Source organism: Enterobacter sp. TCD1-1, from assembly GCF_020567405.1.
GTDB lineage: Bacteria > Pseudomonadota > Gammaproteobacteria > Enterobacterales > Enterobacteriaceae > Enterobacter > Enterobacter quasiroggenkampii.
In genome coordinates this window covers 1-26355 of record NZ_JAJCXF010000010.1, presented here as the reverse complement: position 1 = coordinate 26355, position 26355 = coordinate 1, and the positions used below count along the sequence as shown (strand labels likewise).

Here is a 26355-nt window from a genome sequence, read left to right as displayed (position 1 = left end):
CACCAGAGGTTGAAATCCCTATGTACCAGGTTGTTGCATCTGATTTAGATGGCACGCTGCTTTCCCCTGACCACACCCTGTCGCCTTACGCGAAAGAGACCCTAAAGCTGCTGACGGCACGGGGCGTGAACTTTGTGTTTGCCACTGGCCGCCACCACGTCGACGTGGGGCAGATCCGCGATAATCTTGAGATCAAATCGTACATGATCACCTCCAACGGTGCGCGCGTGCATGATACCGACGGCAACCTGATCTTCACCCACAACCTGGATCGCGATATTGCCGCCGATCTGTTCGGCGTGGTGCACAACAATCCGGCTATCGTCACGAACGTTTACCGTGACGACGACTGGTTCATGAACCGCCACCGCCCGGATGAAATGCGTTTCTTCAAAGAAGCGGTATTTAACTACTCCCTGTACGAGCCGGGCCTTCTTGAGCCAGAGGGGATCAGTAAGGTGTTCTTCACCTGCGACAGCCACGAAGAACTGCTCCCGCTGGAACAGGCGATCAACGCCCGCTGGGGCGATCGCGTTAACGTCAGCTTCTCAACGCTCACCTGTCTGGAAGTGATGGCGGGAGGTGTCTCCAAAGGCCACGCCCTGGAAGCGGTCGCGAAACGTCTGGGCTTCGAGCTGAAAGACTGTATCGCCTTTGGTGACGGCATGAACGATGCCGAAATGCTGTCGATGGCGGGCAAGGGCTGCATCATGCAGAACGCGCATCAGCGTCTGAAAGATCTGCACCCGGAGCTGGAGGTGATTGGTTCTAACGCTGACAACGCGGTACCGAAATACCTGCGCAAGCTGTTCCTTGAATAATCTTCATTTGATTGTTTATTGCTCAGATGTCAACTAAAGAGTTCGCTACAATGCCTGTCCTTCTTTCTGAGAGACAAGCATTGTGGCGCTACTCATTATCACCACTATCCTGTGGGCCTTCTCCTTTAGCCTGATTGGCGAATACCTTGCCGGTTCAGTCGACAGCTACTTCTCGGTGCTGATGCGCGTAGGGCTGGCGGCGCTGGTGTTCCTGCCGTTTCTGCGCACGCGCGGACAGTCGCTGAAAACGATTGTGCTGTACATGCTGGTGGGGGCGATGCAGCTCGGCATCATGTACCTGTTCAGCTTCCGGGCTTACGTCTATCTGTCCGTCTCGGAATTCCTGCTCTTTACCGTGCTGACGCCGCTCTACATCACGCTGATTTACGATCTGCTGAGTAAACGCCGTCTGCGCTGGGGATACCTGCTGAGCGCGGCGCTGGCGGTGATCGGCGCGGCGATTATTCGCTACGACAAAGTGAGCGATCACTTCTGGACCGGGCTGATGTTCGTCCAGCTCGCCAATATCAGTTTCGCCATCGGCATGGTGGGCTACAAACGCCTGATGGAAACCCGTCCGATGCCGCAGCATAACGCTTTCGCGTGGTTCTACCTGGGGGCCGCGATGGTCGCGGTGGCGGCGTGGTTTATGCTCGGTAACCCGCAAAAGCTGCCGACTACCCCCGTGCAGTGGGGCGTGCTGATCTGGCTGGGCGTCGTGGCTTCCGGGTTGGGGTACTTCATGTGGAATTACGGCGCGACGCAGGTCGACGCCGGTACGCTGGGGATCATGAACAACGTGCATGTCCCGGCTGGGTTGTTGGTCAACCTTGCCATCTGGCAGCAACAGCCGCACTGGCCGAGCTTCCTTATTGGGGGAGCGGTGATCCTGGCTTCGCTGTGGGTCCATCGCCGCTGGGTCGCTCCGCGCTCCGCACAAACGGAAGATGGTCGCACGCGTGGTTCCGCGCTGAGCGAATAAACGCCTCCGTAATCGGCTGACGCTGCTCGCCATCGCGCACGGCGGCGTACAGCCGGCTCCACAGTCCTTCACCCAGGGTTTTGGTCACCACCAGACCCTGGCGCTCAAAGCTCTCTACCACCCAGTGCGGCAGCGCCGCGATACCCATTCTGGCCGCCACCATCTGAATCAACAGCAGGGTGTTATCCACGCTTTTCAGCTGCGGACTGATGCCCGCGGGCTGCAGGAAGTGTCGCCAGATATCCAGACGACTGCGCTGAACCGGGTAAATCAGCAGCGTTTCCGTCGCCAGGTCTTCCGGCGTGATGCGCGTTTTGGCCGCCAGCGGATGATCCGGCGCCAGTACCAGGCGTACTTCATAATCAAACATCGGCGAATAGTGCAGGCCACTGCGCGGCAGAATATCGGACGTCATCACCAGATCCAGCTCGCCCTGCTGCAGTGAGGGCTGCGGGTCGAACGTCACGCCGGATTTAAAGTCCATCTCCACCTGCGGCCACTTCTGGCGGAAGTTCTCAAGCGCGGGGGTCAGCCACTGAATACAGCTATGGCACTCAATGGCGATACGCAGCGTGGTCTGCTGCGGTTCGTTGCACGCCTGGAGCGCGCTGGCGATCTGCGGCAGGACCTGATTCGCCAGCTGCAACAGGATCTCGCCCTGGGGCGTAAAGCGCAGCGGCTGGCTCTTGCGCACAAAAAGACGGAAGCCGAGGCGTTGTTCCAGATCGCTGAACTGGTGAGAAAGGGCGGACTGGGTCTGGTGCAGCGTGGCCGCCGCCGCCGCGAGCGAGCCGCAGTTCCGCAACGCTTGTAGCGTTTTCAGGTGTTTTATCTCGATCATGAAAGTCCTTCACTTCGGCATGAACATTTTGCGCTTGAGGAATATACAGTACCTGCCAATTATAGATGTGTAAACATCTGGACGTCTAAATAACGAATTTCATAAGGGGCACACCATGACAATCCGCAATCACACACTCGGTTTCCCTCGCGTTGGCCTGCGTCGCGAGCTGAAAAAAGCGCAAGAAAGCTACTGGGCGGGTAACGCCACCCGTGAAGAACTGCTGGCGGTGGGACGCGAGCTGCGCGCCCGTCACTGGGATCAGCAAAAACAGGCGGGAATTGACCTGCTGCCGGTGGGCGATTTCGCCTGGTACGACCATGTTCTGACGACCAGCCTGCTGCTTGGCAACGTGCCGGCTCGTCATCAGAACAAAGATGGATCGGTAGATATCGATACTCTGTTCCGCATCGGCCGTGGCCGTGCGCCAACGGGTGAGCCAGCGGCAGCGGCGGAAATGACTAAATGGTTTAACACTAACTATCACTATATGGTGCCGGAGTTCGTAAAAGGTCAGCAGTTCAGGCTGACCTGGACGCAGCTTCTGGATGAAGTGGACGAAGCGCTGGCGCTGGGCCACCAGGTGAAACCCGTGCTGCTTGGGCCGGTAACGTACCTGTGGCTGGGCAAAGTAAAAGGCGAGCCGTTTGACCGGCTCAGCCTGCTGAAGGATATTCTGCCGGTCTATAAACAGGTGCTGATTGAGCTGGGCAAGCGCGGCATTCAGTGGGTGCAAATCGACGAGCCGGCGCTGGTGCTCGAACTGCCCAAGGTTTGGCTCGATGCCTTCAAACCGGCGTATGACGCGCTGGCGGGGCAGGTGAAGCTGCTGCTGACCACCTATTTTGAGGGCGTCACGCCGAACCTGAACACCATTACCGCGCTGCCGGTTCAGGGCCTGCACGTTGACCTGGTTCACGGCAAAGACGATGTCGCGGAACTGCACAAGCGACTGCCCGCAGACTGGCTGCTCTCCGCGGGTCTGGTTAACGGTCGTAACGTCTGGCGCGCCGATCTGACCGAGAAATACGCGCAGATTAAGGACATCGTCGGCAAACGTGAGCTGTGGGTGGCCTCGTCCTGCTCCCTGCTGCACAGCCCGATCGATTTGAGCGTGGAAACCCGTCTTGATGCTGAGGTCAAAAGCTGGTTTGCCTTCGCCCTGCAAAAATGTGAAGAGCTGACGCTGCTGCGCGATGCGCTGAACAGCGGCGACACGGCGGCGATCAGCGCATGGAGCGCGCCGATTCAGGCACGTCGTCACTCTGCGCGCGTGCATAACCCGGCGGTGGAAAAACGCCTGGCGGCCATCACCGCCCAGGACAGCCAGCGTCAGAGCCCATATGAGGTGCGCGCCGAAGCGCAGCGTGCCCGCTTCAACCTGCCTGCGTGGCCGACCACCACCATCGGTTCCTTCCCACAAACCACCGAAATCCGTGGCCTGCGTCTGGACTTCAAAAAGGGCAACCTGGATGCGAATCACTACCGCACCGGTATCGCCGAACACATCAAGCAGGCGATTATCGAGCAGGAGCGGCTGGGGCTGGACGTGCTGGTGCACGGTGAGGCCGAGCGTAACGACATGGTGGAGTACTTCGGTGAGCATCTCGACGGCTTTGTGTTTACCCAGAATGGCTGGGTGCAGAGCTACGGCTCCCGCTGCGTGAAGCCGCCGGTGGTGATCGGCGACGTCAGCCGTCCGGAAGCGATCACCGTGGAGTGGGCGAAATACGCGCAGTCCCTGACCGACAAGCCGGTGAAAGGCATGCTTACCGGTCCGGTGACTATTCTTTGCTGGTCCTTCCCGCGCGAAGACGTCACCCGTGAAACCATCGCGAAGCAAATCGCGCTGGCGCTGCGTGATGAAGTGGCAGATCTGGAAGCTGCAGGCATAGGCATCATCCAGATTGACGAACCGGCCCTGCGCGAAGGTCTGCCGCTGCGCCGCAGCGACTGGGATGCCTACCTGAAGTGGGGCGTGGAGGCATTCCGCATCAACGCCGCGGTGGCGAAGGACGACACGCAGATCCACACCCACATGTGTTACTGCGAATTTAACGACATCATGGATTCGATTGCCGCGCTGGACGCTGACGTGATCACCATTGAGACGTCGCGCTCAGACATGGAGCTGCTGGAGTCGTTCGAAGAGTTCGAGTACCCGAACGAAATCGGGCCGGGCGTGTATGACATTCACTCCCCGAACGTGCCGAGCGTGGAGTGGATTGAAGCCTTGCTGAAAAAAGCGGCCCAGCGCATTCCGGCTGAGCGCCTGTGGGTGAACCCGGACTGCGGCCTGAAAACCCGCGGCTGGCCGGAAACCCGCGCCGCGCTGGCGAACATGGTGAAGGCAGCACAGAATTTGCGTCAGGCATAATTGTGACGCGCGATGGCCGGGCGTCTGCCCGGCCTGGAATGAGCATGCTTAGCGCAGATCTGCGCCGTTGCTGGCAATCACTTTTTGGTACCACCAGAAGGAGTCTTTTTTCAGCCGTTTCAACGTACCGTTGCCTTCATCGTCCTGATCGACATAGATAAAACCGTAGCGTTTGGACATCTGCGAGGTGCCCGCGCTGATGATGTCGATACAGCCCCACGTGGTGAACCCCATCACCTCCACGCCTTCATTAATCGCGGCCAGCGTTTGCGCGAAGTGTGCGCGGAAGTAGTCGATTCGATAGCTATCGTGGATCTTGCCGTTTTCGACCACATCCTTCGCGCCCAGACCGTTTTCAACGATAAACAGCGGCTTCCGGTAACGGTCATACAGCTCCAGCAGCGAGATTTTCAACCCAAGCGGATCAATCTGCCATCCCCATTCAGACGCAGGCAGATACGGGTTTTTCACACCGAGAACGGTATTCCCGGGAATGCGTTCGGCGTCAGGCTGAGTGGATTCGGTCATCGACATGTAATAGCTGAAGGAGACGAAATCGACGGTATGCGCCTTTAAAATACGCCGATCGTCAGGGTGCATTTCAATATGGATATTTCGTTGTTCCAGATCGCGCAGGATCAGCGGGGGATAGTCGCCAAATACCTGCACGTCGGCATAAAAATAGTTTTCCAGGTTTTTCTTCAGCGTGGCTTCAACGTCTTCCGGACGGCAGCTGTGCGGATAGGTCGTCAGTTTGGTCAGCATGCACCCGACCTGGCTACCCGGAATTTTGGCGTGGCAGTCGCGCGTGACCAGTGCTGACGCGACAAACTGATGGTGCAGACCCTGATAGATATCCTGTTTTGCGTTGCCCGGCGCGCTTTTCTCTTCGCGAATGCCCGCGGTCGTAAAGGGATGGCGGTGAATACTGTCTATTTCATTGAAGGTTAGCCAGTAACGCACCAGCTCTTTGTAGCGGTCGAAACAAACATTGCTAAAGCGAACAAAGGCATCAACCACATTACGATGCACCCAGCCGTTATATTTTTCACTCAGCGCCAGCGGCATTTCGTAGTGGGAAAGGGTGACCAGCGGCTCGATGTTATGACGACGCAGCTCGCGGAACAGTTCTTCATAAAACTGCAGTCCGGCCTCGTTTGGCTCGGCGTCCTCTCCGGTCGGGAAAATACGTGACCAGGCAATGGATACGCGCAGCACCTTAAAACCCATCTCAGCAAACAGCGCGATGTCGTCTTTATAGTGGTGATAAAAATCGATGCCGCGGCGTTTCGGGTACAGCGCATCATTTTTACCTTCAAACGCGTCGCGAATATTTTCGTCCGTCAGGGCCATGTGGCCGCTGTAATCTTTCACGGAGAGGTTGGGTTTCCAGGCGACAGCGTCGGCAACGGACGGCCCTTTGCCGTCCACGTTCCATGCGCCTTCGGCCTGGTTGGCGGCAATCGCGCCGCCCCATAAAAAACCGTGTGGAAACGCGAGGGAATTGTCCATAACACGCACTCCTTATACGTCATGATGATGGGAAAGGCTTACCCTTTTTTACCACCGTACTGACGGAACCACGTAAGCATCCGCTGCCATCCATCTTTCGCCGATTCAGCGTGATAGCTCGGACGATAGTCGGCGTTAAACGCATGCCCGGCATCCGGGTATACCACGATCTCCGCCTTCGCATTTGCCGCGCGGAGCGCATGGCGCATGGTTTCTACCGAATCCAGCGAAATACCGGTGTCCTGACCGCCGTAAAGCCCTAACACGGGGGCATTTAACTCGGTGGCGATATCAACCGGATGTTTTGGTGAATTCAGCGTTTTTTCACCCACCAGTTTGCCGTACCAGGCGACAGCGGCTTTGAGCTGCGGGTTATGCGCGGCATACAGCCAGCTAATGCGTCCGCCCCAGCAGAAACCGGTGACCAGCAAACGATGGGGATCGCCCCCGTTGCGCGCCGCCCAGCTGGCGACGTGGTCGAGGTCGGCCAGCACCTGCGCGTCCGGGACTTTGCTGACCAGGTTGCTGAGCAAGGTGGGAATATCGCTGTAGTCGTTCGGATCGCCCTGACGGAAGTAGAGCTCTGGCGCAACTGCCAGATAGCCTTCCAGCGCCAGCCGGCGGCAGAGGTCGCGAATGTGTTCGTGAACACCGAAAATTTCCTGAACCACGATCACGATGGGCAGCGGGCCGTCTGCCGATTTTGGTCGTGCGTGGTAAGCAGGCATGTTCTCTCCCTGCGTGGGAATAGAGGTCTCACCCGCGGCGATGGCATCTTCAGACGTTGAGACGATGGTTGAGGCATGCGGGGCCGCAGCAGGTGCAAAACCGGTTTTTTCAGTCATGGCATTCTCCGTACCAATCAGTTAGCGCAAAGGTAAATATAGACACCAGGTTAACAACTCACAGTGCCTTAAACGGTCTATCTTTTGTGCAGCACCTGACGATATAACTTGTTAATGTGATGTAAATCACTTTTTGATGGAAATTCGATGCAATCATTTTCATTCCTGGTGAGATGCGTCACGAAATTATGCTTACTGCTTCTGTAAAGTACCGTTTTACTTCTTCTGACTAACCGACCCACAGAGGAGTCACCTATGTCTAAGTCTGATGTTTTTCATCTCGGCCTCACTAAAAACGATTTACAAGGGGCTACGCTCGCTATCGTCCCTGGCGATCCGGAGCGTGTGGAAAAGATCGCCGCGCTGATGGATAAGCCGGTTAAGCTGGCAGCCCATCGTGAATTCACCACCTGGCGCGCAGAGCTGGATGGTAAAGCCGTGATTGTGTGTTCTACCGGTATCGGTGGCCCGTCTACTTCGATTGCTGTTGAAGAGCTGGCACAGCTGGGCATTCGTACTTTCCTGCGTATCGGTACCACTGGCGCTATTCAGCCGCATATCAACGTCGGCGACGTGCTGGTGACGACCGCGTCCGTGCGTCTGGATGGCGCAAGCCTCCACTTTGCACCGATGGAGTTCCCGGCGGTGGCAGATTTCGAGTGCACCACCGCGCTGGTTGAAGCCGCGAAATCCGTGGGCGCAACCACCCACGTGGGCGTGACCGCTTCGTCCGATACCTTCTATCCAGGTCAGGAGCGTTACGACACCTTCTCTGGCCGCGTGGTAAGCCGCTTCAAAGGCTCCATGGAAGAGTGGCAGTCGATGGGCGTGATGAACTACGAAATGGAATCCGCCACGCTGCTGACCATGTGCGCAAGCCAGGGTCTGCGTGCCGGTATGGTGGCGGGCGTCATCGTCAACCGTACCCAGCAGGAGATCCCGAACGCCGAAACCATGAAGCAGACCGAAAGTCATGCGGTGAAAATCGTGGTAGAAGCGGCGCGTCGCCTGATGTAGTCCTCTCCCTTCGAAACCAAAGGCCGACACGTTCGGCCTTTATTTTTTGCGTAGCGCCTCGCAGGAAAACCCTTTCAAACTGGACGTTTATACAGCACAATTCTATTTTGTGCGGGTAATACGTTGATGCAGGGGGCATTGTGGATATCTCAATCCTGATTTATGCGGTGATTGCGCTGGCGGGCGTGGCGATAGGCTGGCTGATGTCCAGCTATCAGCATGCGCAGCAGAAGGCCGATCAGCTGGCTGAACGCGAAGAGATCGTCGCCGATTTAAGCGCGGCCAGGCAGCAGCTTGCCCTGAGTGAACACTGGCGCGACGAGTGTGAACTGCTCAACAACGAGCTGCGCAATCTCCGTGATATCAACACCTCGCTGGAGGCCGATCTCCGTGAAGTGACCACCCGCCTGGAATCCACTCAGATGCATGCGGAAGATAAAATCCGCCAGATGATCAACAGCGAGCAGCGCCTCAGCGAACAGTTTGAAAACCTCGCGAACCGCATTTTTGAGCACAGCAACCGCCGCGTTGACGAGCAGAACCGCCAGAGCCTGAACAGCCTGCTGACGCCCCTGCGTGAACAGCTGGACGGCTTCCGCCGTCAGGTACAGGACAGCTTTGGTCAGGAAGCCCGCGAGCGGCATACCCTGGCGCATGAAATTCGCAATCTCCAGCAGCTGAATGCCCAGATGGCGCAGGAGGCGGTCAACCTCACCCGCGCGCTGAAAGGGGATAACAAAACCCAGGGCAACTGGGGAGAAGTGGTGCTGACCCGCGTCCTGGAAGCTTCAGGCCTTCGGGAAGGGTACGAATACGAAACGCAGGTGAGTATTGAAAATGATGCCCGCTCGCGAATGCAGCCGGATGTGATCGTGCGGCTGCCCCAGGGCAAAGATGTGGTGATTGACGCCAAGATGACCCTGGTGGCGTATGAGCGTTACTTCAATGCGGAGGACGACTACACCCGCGAATCGGCGCTGCAGGAGCACATTGCCTCCGTGCGCAATCATATTCGCCTGCTCGGCAGAAAAGACTATCAGCAACTGCCTGGCCTGCGATCGCTAGACTATGTCCTGATGTTTATTCCGGTAGAGCCCGCGTTTCTGCTGGCACTCGACAGGCAGCCTGAACTCATCACTGAAGCGCTCAAAAATAACATTATGCTGGTCAGCCCCACCACGCTGCTGGTGGCCTTACGCACCATTGCGAACCTGTGGCGCTATGAGCACCAGAGCCGCAACGCGCAGCAGATTGCTGACCGCGCCAGCAAGCTGTACGACAAAATGCGCCTCTTCGTGGACGACATGTCCTCCGTCGGGCAGAGCCTGGACCGCGCACAGGATAACTACCGTCAGGCGATGAAAAAACTCGCCTCGGGACGTGGCAATCTGCTGGCGCAGGCCGAATCATTCCGCAGCCTGGGGGTAGAGGTTAAACGCGAGATTAATCCGGAATTGGTGGAACAGGCCACCGCCCAGGACGACGAGTTTCGCCTGCGTGAAGGGGCGGACGAACAAAAGACAAACAGTGAAGACAACACGTTAGCGGTGGATTTATCACCAGGCGAGACTCCGGCGCGTTTCTTTCGCGGTGGTTGAAACGTAGGGCAAACGCGCCCAATCTGTTACACTTCACGAACATTTTACTGATAAGCAGGCTCTAAGATGGCTGACGATTCACAAGACACAACGCACTTTGGCTTTCAGACTGTCGCCAAAGCGCAGAAAGCTGACATGGTGGCCCACGTATTTCATTCCGTGGCGGCGAAGTACGATGTGATGAATGACCTGATGTCGTTCGGCATTCATCGCTTGTGGAAGCGCTTCACCATTGACTGTAGCGGCGTGCGTCGCGGACAAACGGTGCTGGATTTAGCCGGTGGTACGGGCGATTTAACCGCAAAATTCTCTCGTCTGGTGGGCGAAACCGGGCGCGTTGTCCTCGCCGATATTAATGACTCCATGCTGAAAATGGGCCGCGAAAAGCTGCGTAACATCGGCGTGGTGGGGAATGTGGAATATGTGCAGGCAAATGCCGAAGCGCTGCCGTTCCCGGACAATACCTTTGACTGCATCACGATCTCCTTCGGTCTGCGTAACGTGACCGACAAAGAAAAAGCGCTGCGCTCCATGTATCGCGTGCTGAAGCCGGGTGGACGCCTGCTGGTGCTCGAATTCTCCAAACCGATTATTGAGCCGCTGAGCAAAGCTTACGACGCCTATTCCTTCCACGTTCTGCCACGCATCGGTGAGCTGGTGGCCAACGACGCGGAAAGCTACCGCTATCTGGCGGAATCTATCCGTATGCACCCGGATCAGGACACATTAAAAGCCATGATGCAGGATGCAGAATTTGAGAACGTTGAATATTTCAACCTGACGGCGGGTGTCGTCGCGCTGCATCGCGGTTACAAGTTCTGAGTGGAGGTGTCCCGTGCCCTTTAAACCCTTAGTCACCGCAGGTATCGAAAACGTACTGAATGCTTTTCTCTATCGTGCTCCGGCGCTTAAAGCAGCGCGTCAGCGGCTAAACGGGAAGGTATTACGTATTGTTTTAAAAGAGTTCTCGACGCCGCTTGTGCTGGTCTTCAGCGAACGCCAGCTTGACGTTCTGGGGGCGTGGGAAGGTGACGCCAACTGCTCGGTCATCACGCACATGAGGGTGCTGCCAAAACTGCGCGATCGCCAGCAATTAACGGCGCTTATCCGCAGCGGTGAGCTGGAAGTGGAAGGCGACATTCAGGTCGTGCAGAACTTCGTTGCGCTCACCGATCTGGCGGAGTTCGACCCGGCAGAACTGCTCGCGCCCTTTATCGGCGACATTGCCGCTGAAGGTATCGGGAAAGTCCTTCAGGGTGGCACCTCCTTTGCGCGTAAAAGCCTGCAACGTCAGCAACGCTATGCGGCGGAAGTGCTGACGGAGGAGTGGCGAATGGCGCCCGGTCCACTGGAAGTGGCATGGTTTGCGGAAGAGACCGCGGCTGTTGAACGTGCGGTTGATGCCTTAACCAAACGGCTGGAAAAACTGGAGGGCAAATGACGCCTGGTGAAATTCGGCGCCTCTATTTCATTATTCGCACCTTTTTGAGCTACGGGCTCGACGAGCTTATCCCCAAAATGCGTATCACGCTGCCGCTTCGCATCTGGCGGCGGATGCTCTTCTGGATGCCTAATCGCCATAAAGGTCAGCCGCTGGGTGAGCGCCTGCGCCTCGCATTGCAGGAGCTCGGTCCGGTATGGATTAAGTTCGGGCAGATGCTCTCGACCCGCCGCGATCTCTTCCCGCCGCTGATTGCTGATGAACTCGCGATGCTGCAGGACCGCGTCGCACCGTTTGACGGTGCGCGCGCGAAAAAGCAAATTGAAGAGGCCATGGGCAACATTCCCATTGAGACCTGGTTTGACGATTTCGATATTCAGCCACTGGCATCGGCCTCTATCGCTCAGGTACACACCGCGCGCCTGAAAGAAAATGGCAAGGAAGTGGTTATTAAGGTCATTCGTCCGGACATCCTGCCCATCATCAAAGCAGACATGAAGCTGATTTATCGTCTGGCGCGCTGGGTGCCGCGTCTGCTTCCGGACGGACGTCGTTTGCGTCCAATGGAAGTGGTGCGGGAATATGAAAAAACGCTGATTGATGAGCTTAACCTGCTGCGTGAATCGGCAAACGCCATTCAGCTGCGTCGCAACTTTGAAAACAGCCCGATGCTCTATGTCCCTGAAGTCTATTCTGACTACTGCAGCCAGAACATGATGGTGATGGAGCGTATCTACGGTATTCCGGTTTCGGATGTGGTGGCCCTGGAGAAGCAGGGAACGAACATGAAGCTGTTGGCCGAGCGTGGCGTTCAGGTCTTCTTCACCCAGGTGTTCCGCGACAGCTTTTTCCATGCGGACATGCACCCGGGCAATATCTTTGTGAGCTACGAGCACCCTGAGGATCCGAAGTATATCGGTATCGACTGTGGGATTGTGGGGTCGCTGAATAAAGAAGATAAACGCTATCTGGCCGAGAATTTCATCGCGTTCTTCAACCGCGACTACCGTAAGGTGGCCGAGCTCCACGTCGATTCCGGCTGGGTGCCGCCGGACACCAACGTCGAAGAGTTCGAGTTTGCGATCCGGACCGTTTGCGAACCGATTTTTGAAAAACCGCTGGCGGAAATCTCCTTCGGACATGTGCTGTTGAATCTGTTCAACACGGCTCGCCGCTTTAATATGGAAGTTCAGCCACAGCTAGTTTTACTTCAGAAAACATTACTTTACGTTGAGGGTGTAGGCCGACAGCTCTATCCTCAGTTAGACTTGTGGAAGACCGCGAAACCTTTCCTTGAATCCTGGATTAAGGATCAGGTGGGTATTCCGGCGCTGGTTCGCTCGCTGAAAGAGAAAGGCCCGTTCTGGATAGAAAAAATGCCTGAAATTCCTGAACTGGTTTATGACAGTTTGCGTCAGAGCAAGAACCTTCAGCACAGCATGGATAAAATCGCTCGCGAACTTCAGTCCAGCCGTGTTCGTCAGGGGCAGTCACGCTATCTCTTTGGGATTGGCGCAACGCTGCTGCTGAGCGGTACGCTGCTGCTAATCAACCGCCCGGAGTGGCAGATGATGCCCGCCTGGCTGATGGCCGCCGGGGTGGTTGTCTGGCTTGCCGGATGGCGAAAAACGCGCTGAGTTTGCGTCGCTATCGACGGGTCGCATACGTATAATGCGACCTGACTCATTAATCATCTATCCCTGAGGAACGTGTATGGGTGGTATCAGTATCTGGCAATTGTTGATCATTGCCGTCATCGTCGTGCTGTTGTTTGGCACCAAAAAGCTCGGTTCTATTGGTTCCGATCTGGGCGCGTCTATCAAAGGCTTCAAGAAAGCGATGAGCGATGATGAGAGCAAGCAGGATAAAACCAGCCAGGACGCTGACTTTACTGCTAAATCCATCTCCGACAAGCAAGAAGAAGCCAAAAAAGAAGACGCTAAACGCCACGATAAAGAGCAGGTGTAAGTCGTGTTCGACATTGGTTTTAGTGAGCTCCTGCTGGTCTTTGTGATTGGCCTGATCGTGCTGGGGCCTCAGCGTCTGCCGGTGGCGGTGAAAACCGTTGCGGGCTGGGTTCGAGCGCTGAGATCGCTGGCATCGACCGTTCAGAATGAACTGGCTCAGGAGCTTAAGCTGCAGGAATTTCAGGAAAGCCTGAAAAAGGTTGAGAAGGCGAGCATGGATAACCTGACGCCGGAACTGAAAGCGTCAATGGATGAGCTGCGCGAAGCGGCGGAATCCATGAAGCGCTCCTACAGCATTAACGATCCTGAAAAAGCGAGCGATGAAGCGAACACCATCCATAACCCGGTGGTGAAGGGCAGCGAAGAGCAGCGTGAAGGCGTAACGCCTGCCAGCGCTGAACATCAGGCTGCTGCGCCTGAACAGACGCCGCAGGAAACCGAAGTGAAAAAGCAGGTGCAGCCGGAAAAGCCCGTGGTTAACGCTGCCGAGGCAAAACCCGCCGCGCCCGTTTCCGAATCATCCCCCTCGTCGAGTGATAAAGCGTAAACATGGCTGTAGATGATACTCAACCGCTGATTACGCACCTCATAGAGCTGCGTAAGCGCCTGTTAAACTGCATTATTGCGGTTCTCGTTATTTTTCTATGCCTGGTCTATTTCGCCAACGATATCTACCAGGTGGTTTCTGCGCCGCTGATCAAGCAGATGCCGCTGGGCGCAACGATGATTGCAACAGACGTTGCTTCTCCGTTCTTTACCCCCATCAAGCTCACCTTTTGGGTGTCGTTGATTGCCTCTGCGCCCGTGATTCTGTACCAGGTGTGGGCCTTTGTGGCGCCAGCACTGTATAAGCACGAACGTAAGCTGGTCATCCCGCTGCTGGTGTCCAGTTCGCTGCTGTTCTATATCGGCATGGCGTTTGCCTATTTCGTTGTCTTCCCGCTGGCCTTCGGCTTCCTGACGCATACCGCGCCGGAAGGCGTCCAGGTGTCGACAGATATCGCCAGCTACCTCAGCTTTGTGATGGCGCTGTTTATGGCGTTCGGCGTGGCCTTTGAAGTACCGGTGGCCATTGTGCTGCTCTGCTGGGTAGGGGTCACCACGCCGGATGACCTGCGTAAGAAGCGCCCGTATATCCTGGTCGGCGCATTTGTGGTTGGCATGCTGCTGACACCGCCGGATGTGTTCTCCCAGACGCTGCTGGCCATACCGATGTACTGCCTGTTTGAGGTCGGCGTCTTCTTCTCACGGTTCTACGTGGGTAAAGGACGTCGGTCGGATGACGAAGACGCGACGTCCGACAAGACCACTGAAGAGTAAAACCAGCCGCCCGTCAGGGCGGTTGTTATATGGGGATTCGCATGTTTGATATCGGACTTAACCTGACCAGCTCGCAGTTTGCGAAAGATCGCGATGAGGTGGTTGCGCGCGCGTTTGCCGCCGGGGTGAAAGGACTGCTGCTGACGGGCACCAACCTGCATGAGAGCGAGCAGGCGCAGCAGCTGGCGCAACGCTACGAACGCTGTTGGTCTACCGCGGGCGTACACCCACATGACAGCAGCCAGTGGACCCCGGAAAGCGGTGAAACCCTGCGCAGGCTGGCGAAGACACCGGAAGTGGTGGCGATTGGCGAATGCGGCCTCGATTTCAACCGTAACTTTTCCACGCCAGAAGAGCAGGAAAAGGCGTTCACTGCCCAGCTTGCGCTGGCGGCAGAGCTTGAAATGCCCGTATTTATGCACTGTCGCGACGCGCATGAGCGTTTCCTGACTCTGCTGGATCCGTGGCTTGAGAAACTGCCGGGCGCAGTGCTGCACTGTTTTACCGGCTCACGGCAGGAGGCGCTGGAGTGCCTGGATCGCGGGCTTTATCTGGGGATTACCGGCTGGGTTTGCGATGAGCGCCGCGGGCTTGAGCTTCGGGAACTGTTGCCAGCGATCCCGGCTGACCGGTTGCTCCTTGAAACGGATGCGCCTTATCTGCTGCCGCGCGATATGAAACCCAAACCGGCATCGCGACGCAATGAGCCCGCTTATCTGGGGCACATTGTTGAGCGCGTCGCGACGTGGCGCGGAGACGATCCGCACTGGCTTTCCGCACAGACGGATGACAACGTGCGTAAGCTGTTCGGGATAAACGTTTAAAGTTTACGGAAGTCTGTGTTTTTAACGCTCTGCAGCACCTGCTTGTTCAGCAGATTAAGCAACAGCATGGAGCGCGCTTCCCCGTCCGGCTCGGCAAAAATCGCCTGCAGGCCTTCGAAAGCCCCTTCAGTAATCACGACGCTATCGCCCGTGTAGGGCGTTTCCGGGTCGGTAAGGCCTTCGGGCTGCTGATAAATCGACAGCTGGTGGATCACCGATGAGGGAACCGTCGCAGGGTGAGCGCCAAAGCGAACAAAATGGCTGACGCCGCGCGTGGCGCTGATGGTGGTGGTGTGGATCACCTCCGGGTCGAACTCCACGAACAGGTAGTTCGGGAACAACGGCTCGCTCACGGTTGTGCGCTTCCCGCGCTGCATCTTTTCAAGCGTGATCACGGGCGTCAGGCAATTGACAGACTGACGTTCAAGATGTTCCTGCGCGCGCTGAAGTTGCCCGCGTTTGCAATACAGTAAATACCAGGCCTGCATAATCACTCTTTCCCTTAGTTCGGGGCGCAAGCATATCAAAACCCTGGCGGGATCGCTAAGTTGATTATAATGGGCGAAAATGGGACAGAACGCATAACTTCACGCTAATTTAACAAAATTACAGCATCAAGCAGGCTTACGCCGTATAATGAAGCGCTTACAGAGAGGCCATGATTAACTGCATGAAATACCACGATCTCCGCGACTTCCTGACGCTGCTGGAAAAGCAGGGTGAACTCAAACGTATTACACTTCCTGTTGATCCTTATCTGGAGATGACAGAAATTGCTGACCGCACCCTGCGTGCCGGTGGCCCCGCGTTACTGTTTGAAAATCCGAAAGGGTACGCCATGCCGGTGCTGTGCAACCTGTTTGGTACACCGCGTCGCGTCGCACTGGGGATGGGGCAGGAAGACGTCACAGCCCTGCGCGAAGTCGGTAAGCTGCTGGCCTTCCTGAAAGAGCCGGAGCCGCCGAAAGGCTTCCGCGATCTCTTCGACAAGCTGCCGCAGTTTAAGCAGGTGCTGAACATGCCCACTAAACGCCTGCGCGGCGCGCCGTGCCAGCAGAAGGTGCTGGAAGGCGATGCAGTTGATTTGACTAAAATCCCTATCATGCAGTGTTGGCCGGAAGATGCCGCGCCGCTGATCACCTGGGGACTGACCGTCACGCGCGGCCCGCACAAAGAACGCCAGAATCTCGGTATTTACCGCCAGCAGTTGATTGGCAAGAATAAGCTTATTATGCGCTGGCTGTCGCATCGCGGCGGCGCGCTGGATTTCCAGGAGTGGTGTGCTGCGCATCCAGGTGAACGTTTCCCGGTGTCCGTTGCGCTGGGCGCCGATCCGGCCACCATTCTCGGGGCCGTCACGCCCGTACCGGATACGCTCTCGGAGTATGCCTTTGCTGGCCTGCTGCGCGGGACGAAAACCGAAGTCGTGAAGTGTATCTCTAACGATCTTGAAGTCCCGGCCAGTGCAGAAATTGTGCTGGAAGGTTACATTGAGCAGGGGGAAATGGCGCCAGAAGGCCCTTACGGCGACCACACCGGCTATTACAACGAAGTGGATAACTTCCCGGTGTTTACCGTGACGCACATTACGCAGCGTGAAGATGCGATTTATCACTCCACGTATACCGGGCGTCCACCGGATGAACCGGCGGTACTGGGCGTGGCGCTGAATGAAGTGTTTGTGCCGATCCTGCAAAAGCAGTTCCCGGAAATTGTTGATTTTTATCTGCCGCCTGAAGGATGCTCATATCGCATGGCGGTGGTCACGATGAAGAAGCAGTATCCAGGCCATGCTAAACGCGTGATGATGGGCGTGTGGTCTTTCCTGCGCCAGTTTATGTATACCAAATTTGTTATTGTCTGCGATGATGACGTTAACGCCCGCGACTGGAATGACGTAATCTGGGCCATTACCACGCGAATGGACCCGGCGCGCGATACGGTGTTAGTCGAAAACACGCCGATTGATTATCTGGATTTTGCCTCGCCGGTTTCCGGTCTTGGCTCAAAGATGGGACTGGATGCCACAAATAAATGGCCTGGCGAAACCGACCGTGAATGGGGGCGCCCGATCAAAAAAGATCCTGCTGTGACCGCGCGCATTGACGCGATCTGGGACGAGCTGGCCATAATGAATAACGGTAAACCCTGAGCTGACCGTTAAGCCCTATAGACTTCCCGACAGAGAGAGCGAATGACAACCTTAAGCTGTAAAGTGACCTCGGTAGATGCCATCACCGACACCGTATATCGCGTCCGTTTAGTGCCAGAAGCGCCATTCTCTTTCCGCGCGGGTCAGTATCTGATGGTCGTGATGGATGAGCGTGATAAGCGTCCTTTCTCCATGGCCTCCACGCCAGCGGAGCAGGAATTTATTGAGCTTCATATCGGTGCGTCAGAGCTTAACCTGTATGCGATGGCCGTCATGGACCGCATTCTGAAAGAGCGCGAGATCGTAGTGGATATTCCGCACGGTGATGCGTGGCTGCGCGATGACGAAGACCGTCCGCTGATCCTGATTGCCGGTGGTACAGGCTTCTCCTACGTGCGCTCCATTCTGTTGACCGCCCTGGCGCGTAATCCCGACCGTGATATCACGATCTACTGGGGTGGCCGTGAAGAGAAACACCTGTATGACCTGTCTGAACTGGAAGCGCTGAGCGTCACCCATCCTAACCTGCGCATTGAGCCGGTGGTTGAGCAGCCGGAAGAGGGCTGGCGCGGGCGTAGCGGGACGGTGCTGACGGCAGTGCTGCAGGATCACGGTACGCTGGCGGGGCATGATATCTACATTGCTGGGCGTTTCGAGATGGCGAAAATCGCCCGCGATCTGTTCTGTAACGAACGTGATGCGCGTGAAGACCGCCTGTTTGGCGATGCGTTTGCCTTCATTTAAATAAAAAACCCGCCCCTGACAGGCGGGAAGAACGGCAACTAAACTGTTTCTCTTCGCCAGTGACACGACTGGCGGCGAGGTACCTCTCGTAGGCCGGGAAAGCGCAGCGCCTCCCGGCAAAAGCCCGATGGCGCGATGCTTATCGGGCCTACGTTATAGCCTTACACTCTCTCAAACACCGTCGCGATACCCTGACCCAGCCCGATACACATCGTTGCCAGACCAAACTGGGCATCTTTGCGTTCCATCAGGTTGATCAGCGTCGTGCTGATACGCGCCCCGGAGCAGCCCAGCGGGTGACCGAGGGCGATCGCGCCGCCGTTGAGGTTAATCTTCTCGTCGATCTGCTCCAGCAGCCCCAGATCTTTAATGCACGGCAGGATCTGCGCGGCAAACGCTTCGTTCATCTCAAAGAGATCGATGTCGCTGGCGGTTAAGCCCGCTTTTTTCAGCGCCAGCTTTGAAGCCGGAACCGGGCCGTAGCCCATGATCGACGGATCGCAGCCCACGACCGCCATCGAGCGTACCCGAGCGCGAGGCGTTAATCCCAGCTCGCGGGCGCGGCTTTCGCTCATTACCAGCATCGCGGCGGCGCCGTCGGACAACGCCGACGAGGTCCCTGCCGTGACCGTACCGGTGACGGGGTCAAACGCCGGACGCAGCGTGGATAGCGCTTCGACGGTGGTTTCCGGGCGGATGACTTCGTCGTAGCTGAACTGCTTCAGAACGCCGTCTGCATCGTGGCCGCCGGTAGGGATGATCTCGTTCTTAAAGGCACCAGATTGCGTGGCGGCCCATGCGCGAGCGTGAGAACGCGCGGCAAAGGCATCCTGCATTTCGCGGCTGATGCCGTGCAGGCGGGAGAGCATCTCGGCGGTCAGACCCATCATCCCCGCAGCTTTCGCCACGTTGCGGCTCATCCCCGGGTGGAAATCGACCCCGTGACTCATCGGGACGTGACCCATATGCTCGACGCCACCGACCAGGCAAGCCTGAGCATCGCCGGTCATGATCATGCGGGCCGCGTCGTGCAGCGCCTGCATTGATGAACCGCACAGGCGGTTAACGGTGACGGCCGGAACCGAATGCGGGATCTCCGCCAGCAGCGACGCGTTGCGGGCAATGTTGAAGCCCTGCTCCAGGGTCTGCTGCACGCAGCCCCAGTAGATATCGTCGAGCGCAGCCGGATCCAGCGCCGGGTTACGCGCCAGCAGGCTACGCATCAGGTGCGCGGAGAGGTCTTCCGCACGCACGTTACGGAACGCGCCGCCTTTTGAACGGCCCATCGGGGTGCGAATCGCATCAACAATGACAACCTTTTCCATTGTGACTCCTTAAGCCGTTTTCAGCTCGCCAACCGGACGGGCTGGCTCAACTGCGGGATAGTAGGGTTCGTTATGGCGCGCTTTGTTACGCAGCCCTTCCGGCACTTCATACAGCGGGCCGAGGTGCTGATACTGCTGAGCCATATCGAGATAGCGGGCGCTGCCGAGTGTGTCCAGCCAGCGGAACGCGCCGCCGTGGAACGGAGGGAAGCCCAGGCCGTATACCAGCGCCATATCCGCTTCCGCCGGGCTGGCGATAATGCCTTCTTCGAGGCAACGCACCACTTCGTTGATCATTGGAATCATCATGCGGGCGATGATCTCATCGTCGGTGAAGTCGCGTTTCGGCTGACTGACATCGGCCAGCAGGCTATCCACCGCCGCGTCTTCTTCTTTCTTCGGTTTGCCCTTGCTGTCTTCTTTATAGCGCCAGAAGCCCAGACCGTTTTTCTGACCGAAGCGGTTAGCGTCGAACAGCGCGTCAATCGCGTCGCGATAGTGTTTCTGCATGCGCTGCGGGAAGCCTGCCGCCATTACCGCCTGGGCGTGGTGGGCGGTATCAATGCCCACAACGTCCAGCAGATACGCCGGTCCCATCGGCCAGCCGAACTGTTTTTCCATCACTTTGTCGATTTTGCGGAAGTCCGCGCCGTCGCGCAGCAGCTGGCTAAAACCGGCGAAATAAGGGAACAGCACGCGGTTGACGAAAAAGCCCGGACAATCGTTAACGACGATCGGCGTTTTGCCCATCTTGCTGGCCCAGGCCACCACTTTAGCGATGGTGTCGTCAGAGGTTTTTTCCCCACGGATCACTTCGACTAGCGGCATACGGTGTACCGGGTTGAAGAAGTGCATCCCGCAGAAGTTTTCCGGACGCTTCAGCACGCTCGCCAGTTCGCTGATTGGAATGGTGGAGGTGTTAGAGGCCAGCACGGTATCCGGGCGAACCTTGTCTTCCGTTTCCGCCAGCACCGCTTTTTTAACCTTCGGGTTCTCGACGACGGCTTCGACCACCACGTCGACACGATCAAAACCGCTGTATTCCAGCACGGGCTGAATGGTGGAAATCACGCCTGCAAGCTTCAGTCCGTCAATTTTCCCGCGCTCAAGCTGTTTATTCAGCAGCTTGGCCGCTTCGGTCATGCCCAGCGTCAGGGATTTTTCGTTGATGTCTTTCATCACCACCGGCACGCCTTTCCAGGCTGACTGGTAAGCGATGCCGCCACCCATAATGCCCGCGCCGAGTACCGCCGCATGTTTTGGCGTCTCAACGTTTTTGGTCAGCTGTTTGGCTTTGCCTTTCACAAACTGATCGTTCAGGAAGATACCGACCAGCGCACGAGCCTCATTGGTGTGCGCCAGCGGGACAAAGCTCTGATTTTCGAGCTTCAGCGCTTCATCGCGTCCGAGACGGGCAGCCGCTTCGATGGTTTTCACCGCCGTGATTGGCGCCGGGTAGTGTTTACCCGCCGTCTGCATCACCATGCCTTTGGCGATGGTGAAGCTCATGGTGGCTTCAATCTTGCTGAGTTTTAACGGCTCCAGCTTCGGCTGGCGTTTGGCCTTCCAGTCCAGATCGCCGTTAATGGCCTGACGCAGAATGGCGAGTGCGCCTTCAACAAGCTTCTCAGGTTTTACAACGCCGTCGACCAGGCCAATTTTCTGCGCCTGTTCTGCGCCGACATCTTTACCCGCGGCAATGATCTCCAGCGCGCTGTCGGCACCGAGCATGCGCGGCATACGAACGGAGCCGCCAAAGCCCGGCATAATGCCCAGCTTGGTTTCCGGCAGGCCGATGCGCAGGTCCGGCGTCGCCAGGCGATAGTCGGTCGCAAGCACGCACTCGCAGCCACCGCCCAGCGCATAGCCGTTAACGGCGGAAATAGTCGGGACAGGCAGATCTTCCAGACGATTAAAGACGCTGTTGGCAAAGTGCAGCCACTGGCTCAGCTGTTCTTCCGGGACCAGGAACAGCGAAAGGAACTCGGTGATATCGGCACCGACGATAAAGGCCGCTTTGTTCGAACGCAGTAGCAGCCCTTTTAATTCAGGTTGTTTTTCAAGAACATCCAGCGCCTGGCCAAGACTGGCCACCGTCGCGGTATCAAGCTTGTTCACTGAGCCGGGGGCATCGAACACCAGTTCGGCAATGCCATCTTCCAGCCAGTTGAGGTACAGGGTGTCGCCTTTGTAGAGCATGTCAGTCTCCTGAATCCAGCAATTGGATCTGGTCATACCAGATGAATCGGAGTGTGGGATTTATGTTAATAAAATGCAAATTACTCATTAAGAAATTGCTGCATTGATCACGGTCGGTGGAAATCACGCAGGCGGAGTGAGGTGTGCTAAGATGCGATGACTTGAGGTCAAAAAACGAAAGGAATAATGATGGACTCACTGGCTTCGCTTTATAAAAATCATATCGTTACCCTACAGGAACGTACCCGCGATGTACTGGCCCGCTTTAAGCTGGATGCGCTGCTGATCCACTCCGGCGAGCTGATGAATACCTTTCTGGATGACCACGCTTATCCGTTCAAGGTGAACCCACAGTTTAAGGCGTGGGTGCCGGTGACGCAGGTGCCCAACTGCTGGCTGCTGGTGGATGGCGTGAACAAGCCGAAACTGTGGTTCTACCTGCCGGTCGATTACTGGCACAACGTTGAGCCGCTGCCGACCTCTTTCTGGACGGAAGAGATTGAGGTCATTGCGCTGCCAAAAGCGGACGGTATTGGCGGCCAGCTGCCTGCCGCACGTGGCAACATCGCCTATATTGGCCCTGTTCCGGAGCGTGCATTGGGCCTGGATATTGCGGCAGACAAACTCAACCCGAAAGGGGTGCTGGATTACCTCCACTATTACCGCGCGTACAAAACCGACTACGAACTTTACTGCATGCGTGAAGCGCAAAAGACCGCGGTGAACGGTCACCGTGCGGCGCATGAAGCCTTCCAGTCCGGCATGAGCGAGTTCGATATCAACCAGGCGTACCTGACCGCCACCGGTCATCGCGATACCGACGTGCCGTACAGCAACATTGTCGCGCTCAACGAGCACGCGTCCGTCCTGCACTACACCAAACTGGATCACCAGGTTCCGTCGGAAATGCGCAGCTTCCTGCTGGACGCAGGGGCAGAGTACAACGGCTACGCGGCCGACCTGACCCGCACCTGGGCGGCGAATGCGGACACCGAGTTCGCGCAGCTGATCAAAGACGTGAACGATGAACAGCTGGCGCTGATTGCCACCATGAAGGCGGGCACCAGCTATGTGGATTACCACATCCAGTTCCATCAGCGCATCGCCAAACTGCTGCGTAAGCACCAGATTGTGAAAGACATGAGCGAAGAGGCGATGGTCGAGAACGATCTGACCGGGCCCTTCATGCCGCACGGCATTGGTCACCCGCTGGGCCTGCAGGTGCACGACGTTGCGGGCTTTATGCAGGATGATACCGGTACACACCTGGCGGCACCGTCTAAATATCCTTACCTGCGCTGCACCCGCATTCTGGAACCGCGCATGGTGCTGACGATTGAACCGGGGATCTACTTTATCGAATCCCTGCTGGCGCCGTGGCGTGATGGCCAGTTCAGCAAGCACTTCAACTGGGAAAAAATTGACGCGCTGAAGCCGTTTGGCGGTATTCGTATCGAAGATAACGTGGTGATTCACGAAAACGGTATCGAGAATATGACGCGAGACCTGAAGCTGGCCTGATGGAAAGCTGGCTAATACCGGCTGAACCGGTCACCTTTGTTGAGGAAATCAAGAAAAGTCGCTTTATTACGCTGCTGGCGCATACCGACGGCGTAGAGGCGGCAAAAGCGTTTGTCGAGTCCGTCCGGGCTGAGCATCCTGACGCCCGTCACCACTGCGTGGCGTGGGTTGCAGGGCCGCCGGACGATTCGCAGCAGCTGGGGTTTTCCGATGACGGTGAACCGGCGGGCACGGCCGGTAAACCCATGCTCTCCCAGCTAATGGGCAGCGGCGTGGGCGAAATAACCGCCGTGGTGGTGCGCTACTACGGCGGCATTTTGTTAGGCACCGGTGGGCTGGTTAAAGCCTATGGCGGGGGCGTGCAGCAGGCGCTTAATATGCTGGTCACTACCCGCAAAACGCCGCTTACCGAATATACTTTATTATGCGATTACGCCCAGCTATCGGGTATTGAAGCGCTGCTGCGGCAGTTTAACGGTGTCATCGCACACAGTGAATATCAGGCAATGGTGCAATTACGCGTGGCGCTTCCTCAGGCGGAACTGGCTGCTTTTTCAGCAAAACTCGCTGATTTTAGTCGTGGTTCGTTGCAATTGCTGCCGATTGAAGAATAATCCCCACCTCACTTTTGAATACCAAAGGAAGCGGCAGAGATGCATTTTCGTGCCATAACCCGAATCGTTGGACTGCTGGTCATACTCTTTTCCGGGACGATGATTCTCCCTGGACTGGTGGCGCTTATCTACCGAGACGGCGCGGGGCGGGCATTTACCCAGACCTTCTTTGTCGCGCTGGCGATCGGCTCCCTGCTGTGGTGGCCGAACCGTCGTCAGAAAGGTGAACTGAAATCTCGCGAAGGCTTTCTGATTGTGGTCCTGTTCTGGACGGTGCTGGGGAGCGTCGGTTCGCTGCCCTTTATCTTCTCTGAACAGCCTAACCTGAGCATCACGGATGCCTTCTTTGAATCCTTCTCCGGCTTAACGACGACCGGGGCGACGACGCTGGTAGGACTGGATTCGCTGCCGCATGCGATTCTCTTTTATCGTCAGATGCTGCAGTGGTTCGGCGGTATGGGGATCATCGTCCTGGCGGTGGCTATCCTGCCAATACTGGGCGTCGGGGGGATGCAGCTTTATCGCGCGGAAATGCCCGGGCCGCTGAAAGACAATAAGATGCGGCCGCGTATTGCCGAGACGGCGAAAACCCTGTGGCTGATTTATGTCTTGCTGACTGTCGCCTGTGCGCTGGCGCTATGGTTTGCCGGGATGCCCGCGTTTGATGCTATCGGGCACAGTTTTGCGACGATTGCGATTGGCGGGTTCTCTACCCACGATGCCAGCGTGGGCTACTTCGACAGCCCAACGATTAACACTATCATTGCCATTTTCCTGCTGATTTCAGGCTGTAACTACGGTCTGCACTTCTCTTTACTGAGCGGGCGCAGCCTGAAGGTGTACTGGCGTGACCCTGAGTTCCGCATGTTTATTGGCGTCCAGCTGACGCTGGTGATCATCTGTACTCTGGTGCTCTGGTTCCATGATGTCTATAACTCCGCGTTGACCACGCTTAACCAGGCCTTCTTCCAGGTGGTGTCGATGGCGACGACCGCCGGGTTTACCACGGACAGCATCGCCCGTTGGCCGCTGTTCCTGCCGGTGCTTCTGCTCTGTTCCGCGTTTATCGGCGGCTGTGCGGGGTCGACGGGCGGTGGTCTGAAGGTGATCCGTATTCTGCTGCTGTTTAAGCAGGGCAACCGTGAGCTGAAGCGTCTGGTCCACCCGAACGCGGTCTACAGCATCAAGCTGGGGAACCGCGCGCTGCCGGAACGTATCCTCGAAGCGGTGTGGGGATTCTTCTCGGCGTATGCGCTGGTCTTTATCGTCAGTATGCTGGCGATTATCGCGACGGGAGTGGATGATTTCTCCGCCTTTGCGTCCGTCGTCGCAACATTGAATAACCTCGGGCCTGGCCTGGGCGTGGTGGCGGATAACTTTGCCAGTATGAACCCTGTCGCGAAATGGATCCTCATCGCCAATATGCTGTTTGGTCGTCTTGAGGTCTTTACGCTGCTGGTGCTGTTCACCCCTACATTCTGGCGCGAGTAAGGAGCCGTTGATGAAAACACTGATTCTTTTCTCTACGCGAGACGGGCAAACGCGTGAGATTGCCGCCTATCTGGCATCTGAACTCAAAGAGCTGGGGATTTACTCGGATGTGGTAAACCTGAACCGTGCGGATCAGATTACCTGGCAGGAGTACGATCGCGTGGTGATTGGTGCATCTATTCGTTACGGGCATTTCCATCCGGCGCTGGATCGCTTTGTGAAAAAGCATACGGCGAAGCTTAATACGTTGCCCGGCGCGTTCTACTCGGTCAATCTGGTCGCGCGTAAACCCGAGAAGCGCACGCCGCAGACCAACAGCTACACGCGCAAGTTTTTACTCAACTCGCCGTGGCAGCCAGAACTGTGCGCCGTCTTTGCCGGCGCGCTGCGCTACCCTCGCTACCGCTGGTATGACCGCTTTATGATCCGTCTTATTATGAAGATGACGGGGGGCGAAACCGACACGCGTAAAGAAGTGGTCTATACCGACTGGTCGCAGGTAGCTAGTTTTGCGCGAGAAATCGCACATTTAACGGGCGATTCGCGACATAAATAAGCGTTAAGTTTGAAAAGTGAGCGAACGAAAAGTTTTTTGTATTTTGTGCTTGTCACTTCAGAATAACTCCCTATAATGCGCCTCCACTGACACGGAACAACGGCACGCACGCCGCCGGGTCAGCAGAGAAAAGCGAAAATAAACGCTTGACTCTGAAGCGGGAAAGCGTAATATGCACACCCCGCGCCGCAGCGAAAACGAAGCGGCA

General features: G+C 56.8%; 24 protein-coding genes. 18 read left to right on the top strand and 6 right to left on the bottom strand.

Going from position 1 to position 26355, the window contains the following annotated elements; genetic code table 11:
- The first annotated feature begins 20 nt into the window (after positions 1-20).
- Together yigL and LJA86_RS21695 are read left to right on the top strand one after the other, a co-directional pair.
- Positions 21-821: a sugar/pyridoxal phosphate phosphatase YigL gene (gene yigL / locus LJA86_RS21700; protein ID WP_021242854.1), complete on the top strand. Its 801-nt coding sequence runs from the start codon at positions 21-23 to the stop codon at positions 819-821.
- A gap of 82 nt (positions 822-903) precedes the next feature.
- Positions 904-1803 (top strand): carboxylate/amino acid/amine transporter, encoded by a 900-nt coding sequence (locus LJA86_RS21695; RefSeq protein ID WP_167215653.1) that lies wholly within the window; start codon positions 904-906, stop codon positions 1801-1803.
- Here LJA86_RS21695 and metR read toward each other — a convergent pair.
- Positions 1691-2644, bottom strand: coding sequence for an HTH-type transcriptional regulator MetR (metR, locus tag LJA86_RS21690; protein WP_024907993.1), 954 nt, complete (start codon positions 2642-2644; stop codon positions 1691-1693). The genes LJA86_RS21695 and metR overlap by 113 nt on opposite strands.
- A gap of 115 nt (positions 2645-2759) precedes the next feature.
- Between metR and metE the strand changes: the two genes are divergently transcribed.
- On the top strand, positions 2760-5021 hold the full coding sequence (metE, locus tag LJA86_RS21685; protein WP_045909223.1) for a 5-methyltetrahydropteroyltriglutamate--homocysteine S-methyltransferase: 2262 nt from the start codon (positions 2760-2762) through the stop codon (positions 5019-5021).
- Positions 5022-5069: 48 nt separating this feature from the next.
- Here metE and LJA86_RS21680 read toward each other — a convergent pair whose 3' ends face one another.
- Together LJA86_RS21680 and LJA86_RS21675 are read right to left on the bottom strand one after the other, a co-directional pair.
- Complete coding sequence (locus LJA86_RS21680) at positions 5070-6533, bottom strand: glycoside hydrolase family 1 protein (RefSeq protein ID WP_229226717.1); 1464 nt, start codon at positions 6531-6533, stop codon at positions 5070-5072.
- A gap of 38 nt (positions 6534-6571) precedes the next feature.
- Positions 6572-7378 carry a dienelactone hydrolase family protein gene (locus LJA86_RS21675; RefSeq protein ID WP_045909221.1) on the bottom strand — a complete coding sequence of 269 codons (807 nt, stop codon included), beginning with the start codon at positions 7376-7378 and terminating at the stop codon, positions 6572-6574.
- A gap of 255 nt (positions 7379-7633) precedes the next feature.
- Between LJA86_RS21675 and udp the strand changes: the two genes are divergently transcribed.
- The 9 genes from udp (at position 7634) to tatD (ending at position 15545) form a co-directional block, all read left to right on the top strand.
- Positions 7634-8395 carry a uridine phosphorylase gene (udp, locus tag LJA86_RS21670; RefSeq protein ID WP_229226716.1) on the top strand — a complete coding sequence of 254 codons (762 nt, stop codon included), beginning with the start codon at positions 7634-7636 and terminating at the stop codon, positions 8393-8395.
- A 140-nt stretch (positions 8396-8535) separates the two neighbouring features.
- Positions 8536-9993: a DNA recombination protein RmuC gene (rmuC, locus tag LJA86_RS21665; RefSeq protein ID WP_229226715.1), complete on the top strand. Its 1458-nt coding sequence runs from the start codon at positions 8536-8538 to the stop codon at positions 9991-9993.
- Positions 9994-10059: 66 nt separating this feature from the next.
- Positions 10060-10815: a bifunctional demethylmenaquinone methyltransferase/2-methoxy-6-polyprenyl-1,4-benzoquinol methylase UbiE gene (gene ubiE / locus LJA86_RS21660; RefSeq protein WP_023309612.1), complete on the top strand. Its 756-nt coding sequence runs from the start codon at positions 10060-10062 to the stop codon at positions 10813-10815.
- Positions 10816-10828: 13 nt separating this feature from the next.
- Positions 10829-11434 carry a ubiquinone biosynthesis protein UbiJ gene (gene ubiJ, locus LJA86_RS21655; protein ID WP_229226714.1) on the top strand — a complete coding sequence of 202 codons (606 nt, stop codon included), beginning with the start codon at positions 10829-10831 and terminating at the stop codon, positions 11432-11434.
- Positions 11431-13071: a ubiquinone biosynthesis regulatory protein kinase UbiB gene (gene ubiB / locus LJA86_RS21650; protein ID WP_045909219.1), complete on the top strand. Its 1641-nt coding sequence runs from the start codon at positions 11431-11433 to the stop codon at positions 13069-13071. Before ubiJ ends, ubiB begins: the two co-directional genes overlap by 4 nt.
- Before the next feature lie 76 nt (positions 13072-13147).
- The gene (gene tatA / locus LJA86_RS21645) at positions 13148-13402 is read left to right on the top strand and encodes a Sec-independent protein translocase subunit TatA (RefSeq protein WP_020882874.1); all 255 of its coding nucleotides are present in this window, start codon (positions 13148-13150) and stop codon (positions 13400-13402) included.
- Positions 13403-13405: 3 nt separating this feature from the next.
- Positions 13406-13948, top strand: a complete 543-nt coding sequence (gene tatB, locus LJA86_RS21640; RefSeq protein ID WP_008501521.1) for a Sec-independent protein translocase protein TatB — start codon at positions 13406-13408, stop codon at positions 13946-13948.
- Positions 13949-13950: 2 nt separating this feature from the next.
- Positions 13951-14721: a Sec-independent protein translocase subunit TatC gene (gene tatC, locus LJA86_RS21635; RefSeq protein ID WP_045909218.1), complete on the top strand. Its 771-nt coding sequence runs from the start codon at positions 13951-13953 to the stop codon at positions 14719-14721.
- Positions 14722-14762: 41 nt separating this feature from the next.
- Complete coding sequence (gene tatD, locus LJA86_RS21630) at positions 14763-15545, top strand: 3'-5' ssDNA/RNA exonuclease TatD (protein WP_229226713.1); 783 nt, start codon at positions 14763-14765, stop codon at positions 15543-15545.
- Here tatD and rfaH read toward each other — a convergent pair.
- Positions 15542-16033: a transcription/translation regulatory transformer protein RfaH gene (rfaH, locus tag LJA86_RS21625; RefSeq protein WP_028015881.1), complete on the bottom strand. Its 492-nt coding sequence runs from the start codon at positions 16031-16033 to the stop codon at positions 15542-15544. The two genes, tatD and rfaH, sit on opposite strands and share 4 nt — an antisense overlap.
- A gap of 173 nt (positions 16034-16206) precedes the next feature.
- Between rfaH and ubiD the strand changes: the two genes are divergently transcribed.
- Entirely contained in the window at positions 16207-17697 is a 1491-nt protein-coding gene (gene ubiD / locus LJA86_RS21620; RefSeq protein WP_196347471.1) for a 4-hydroxy-3-polyprenylbenzoate decarboxylase, read from the top strand.
- A gap of 42 nt (positions 17698-17739) precedes the next feature.
- Positions 17740-18441 carry an NAD(P)H-flavin reductase gene (gene fre / locus LJA86_RS21615; protein ID WP_008501516.1) on the top strand — a complete coding sequence of 234 codons (702 nt, stop codon included), beginning with the start codon at positions 17740-17742 and terminating at the stop codon, positions 18439-18441.
- A gap of 161 nt (positions 18442-18602) precedes the next feature.
- Here fre and fadA read toward each other — a convergent pair whose 3' ends face one another.
- Positions 18603-19766: an acetyl-CoA C-acyltransferase FadA gene (gene fadA / locus LJA86_RS21610; protein WP_048226879.1), complete on the bottom strand. Its 1164-nt coding sequence runs from the start codon at positions 19764-19766 to the stop codon at positions 18603-18605.
- A 9-nt stretch (positions 19767-19775) separates the two neighbouring features.
- Complete coding sequence (gene fadB, locus LJA86_RS21605; RefSeq protein ID WP_111968131.1) at positions 19776-21965, bottom strand: fatty acid oxidation complex subunit alpha FadB; 2190 nt, start codon at positions 21963-21965, stop codon at positions 19776-19778.
- Between the two features lie 189 nt (positions 21966-22154).
- Between fadB and pepQ the strand changes: the two genes are divergently transcribed.
- From pepQ to hemG, 4 genes are read left to right on the top strand one after another with little or no spacing between them, the layout of a single operon-like run.
- A complete protein-coding gene (pepQ, locus tag LJA86_RS21600; protein WP_196347469.1) occupies positions 22155-23486 on the top strand; it encodes a Xaa-Pro dipeptidase in 1332 nt (443 codons plus the stop codon).
- Positions 23486-24100 carry an IMPACT family protein gene (locus LJA86_RS21595; protein WP_024908007.1) on the top strand — a complete coding sequence of 205 codons (615 nt, stop codon included), beginning with the start codon at positions 23486-23488 and terminating at the stop codon, positions 24098-24100. Before pepQ ends, LJA86_RS21595 begins: the two co-directional genes overlap by 1 nt.
- Positions 24101-24139: 39 nt before the next feature.
- Positions 24140-25591 carry a Trk system potassium transporter TrkH gene (gene trkH, locus LJA86_RS21590; protein ID WP_023309600.1) on the top strand — a complete coding sequence of 484 codons (1452 nt, stop codon included), beginning with the start codon at positions 24140-24142 and terminating at the stop codon, positions 25589-25591.
- A gap of 10 nt (positions 25592-25601) precedes the next feature.
- On the top strand, positions 25602-26147 hold the full coding sequence (hemG, locus tag LJA86_RS21585) for a menaquinone-dependent protoporphyrinogen IX dehydrogenase (RefSeq protein ID WP_229226712.1): 546 nt from the start codon (positions 25602-25604) through the stop codon (positions 26145-26147).
- Positions 26148-26355: the final 208 nt, after the last annotated feature.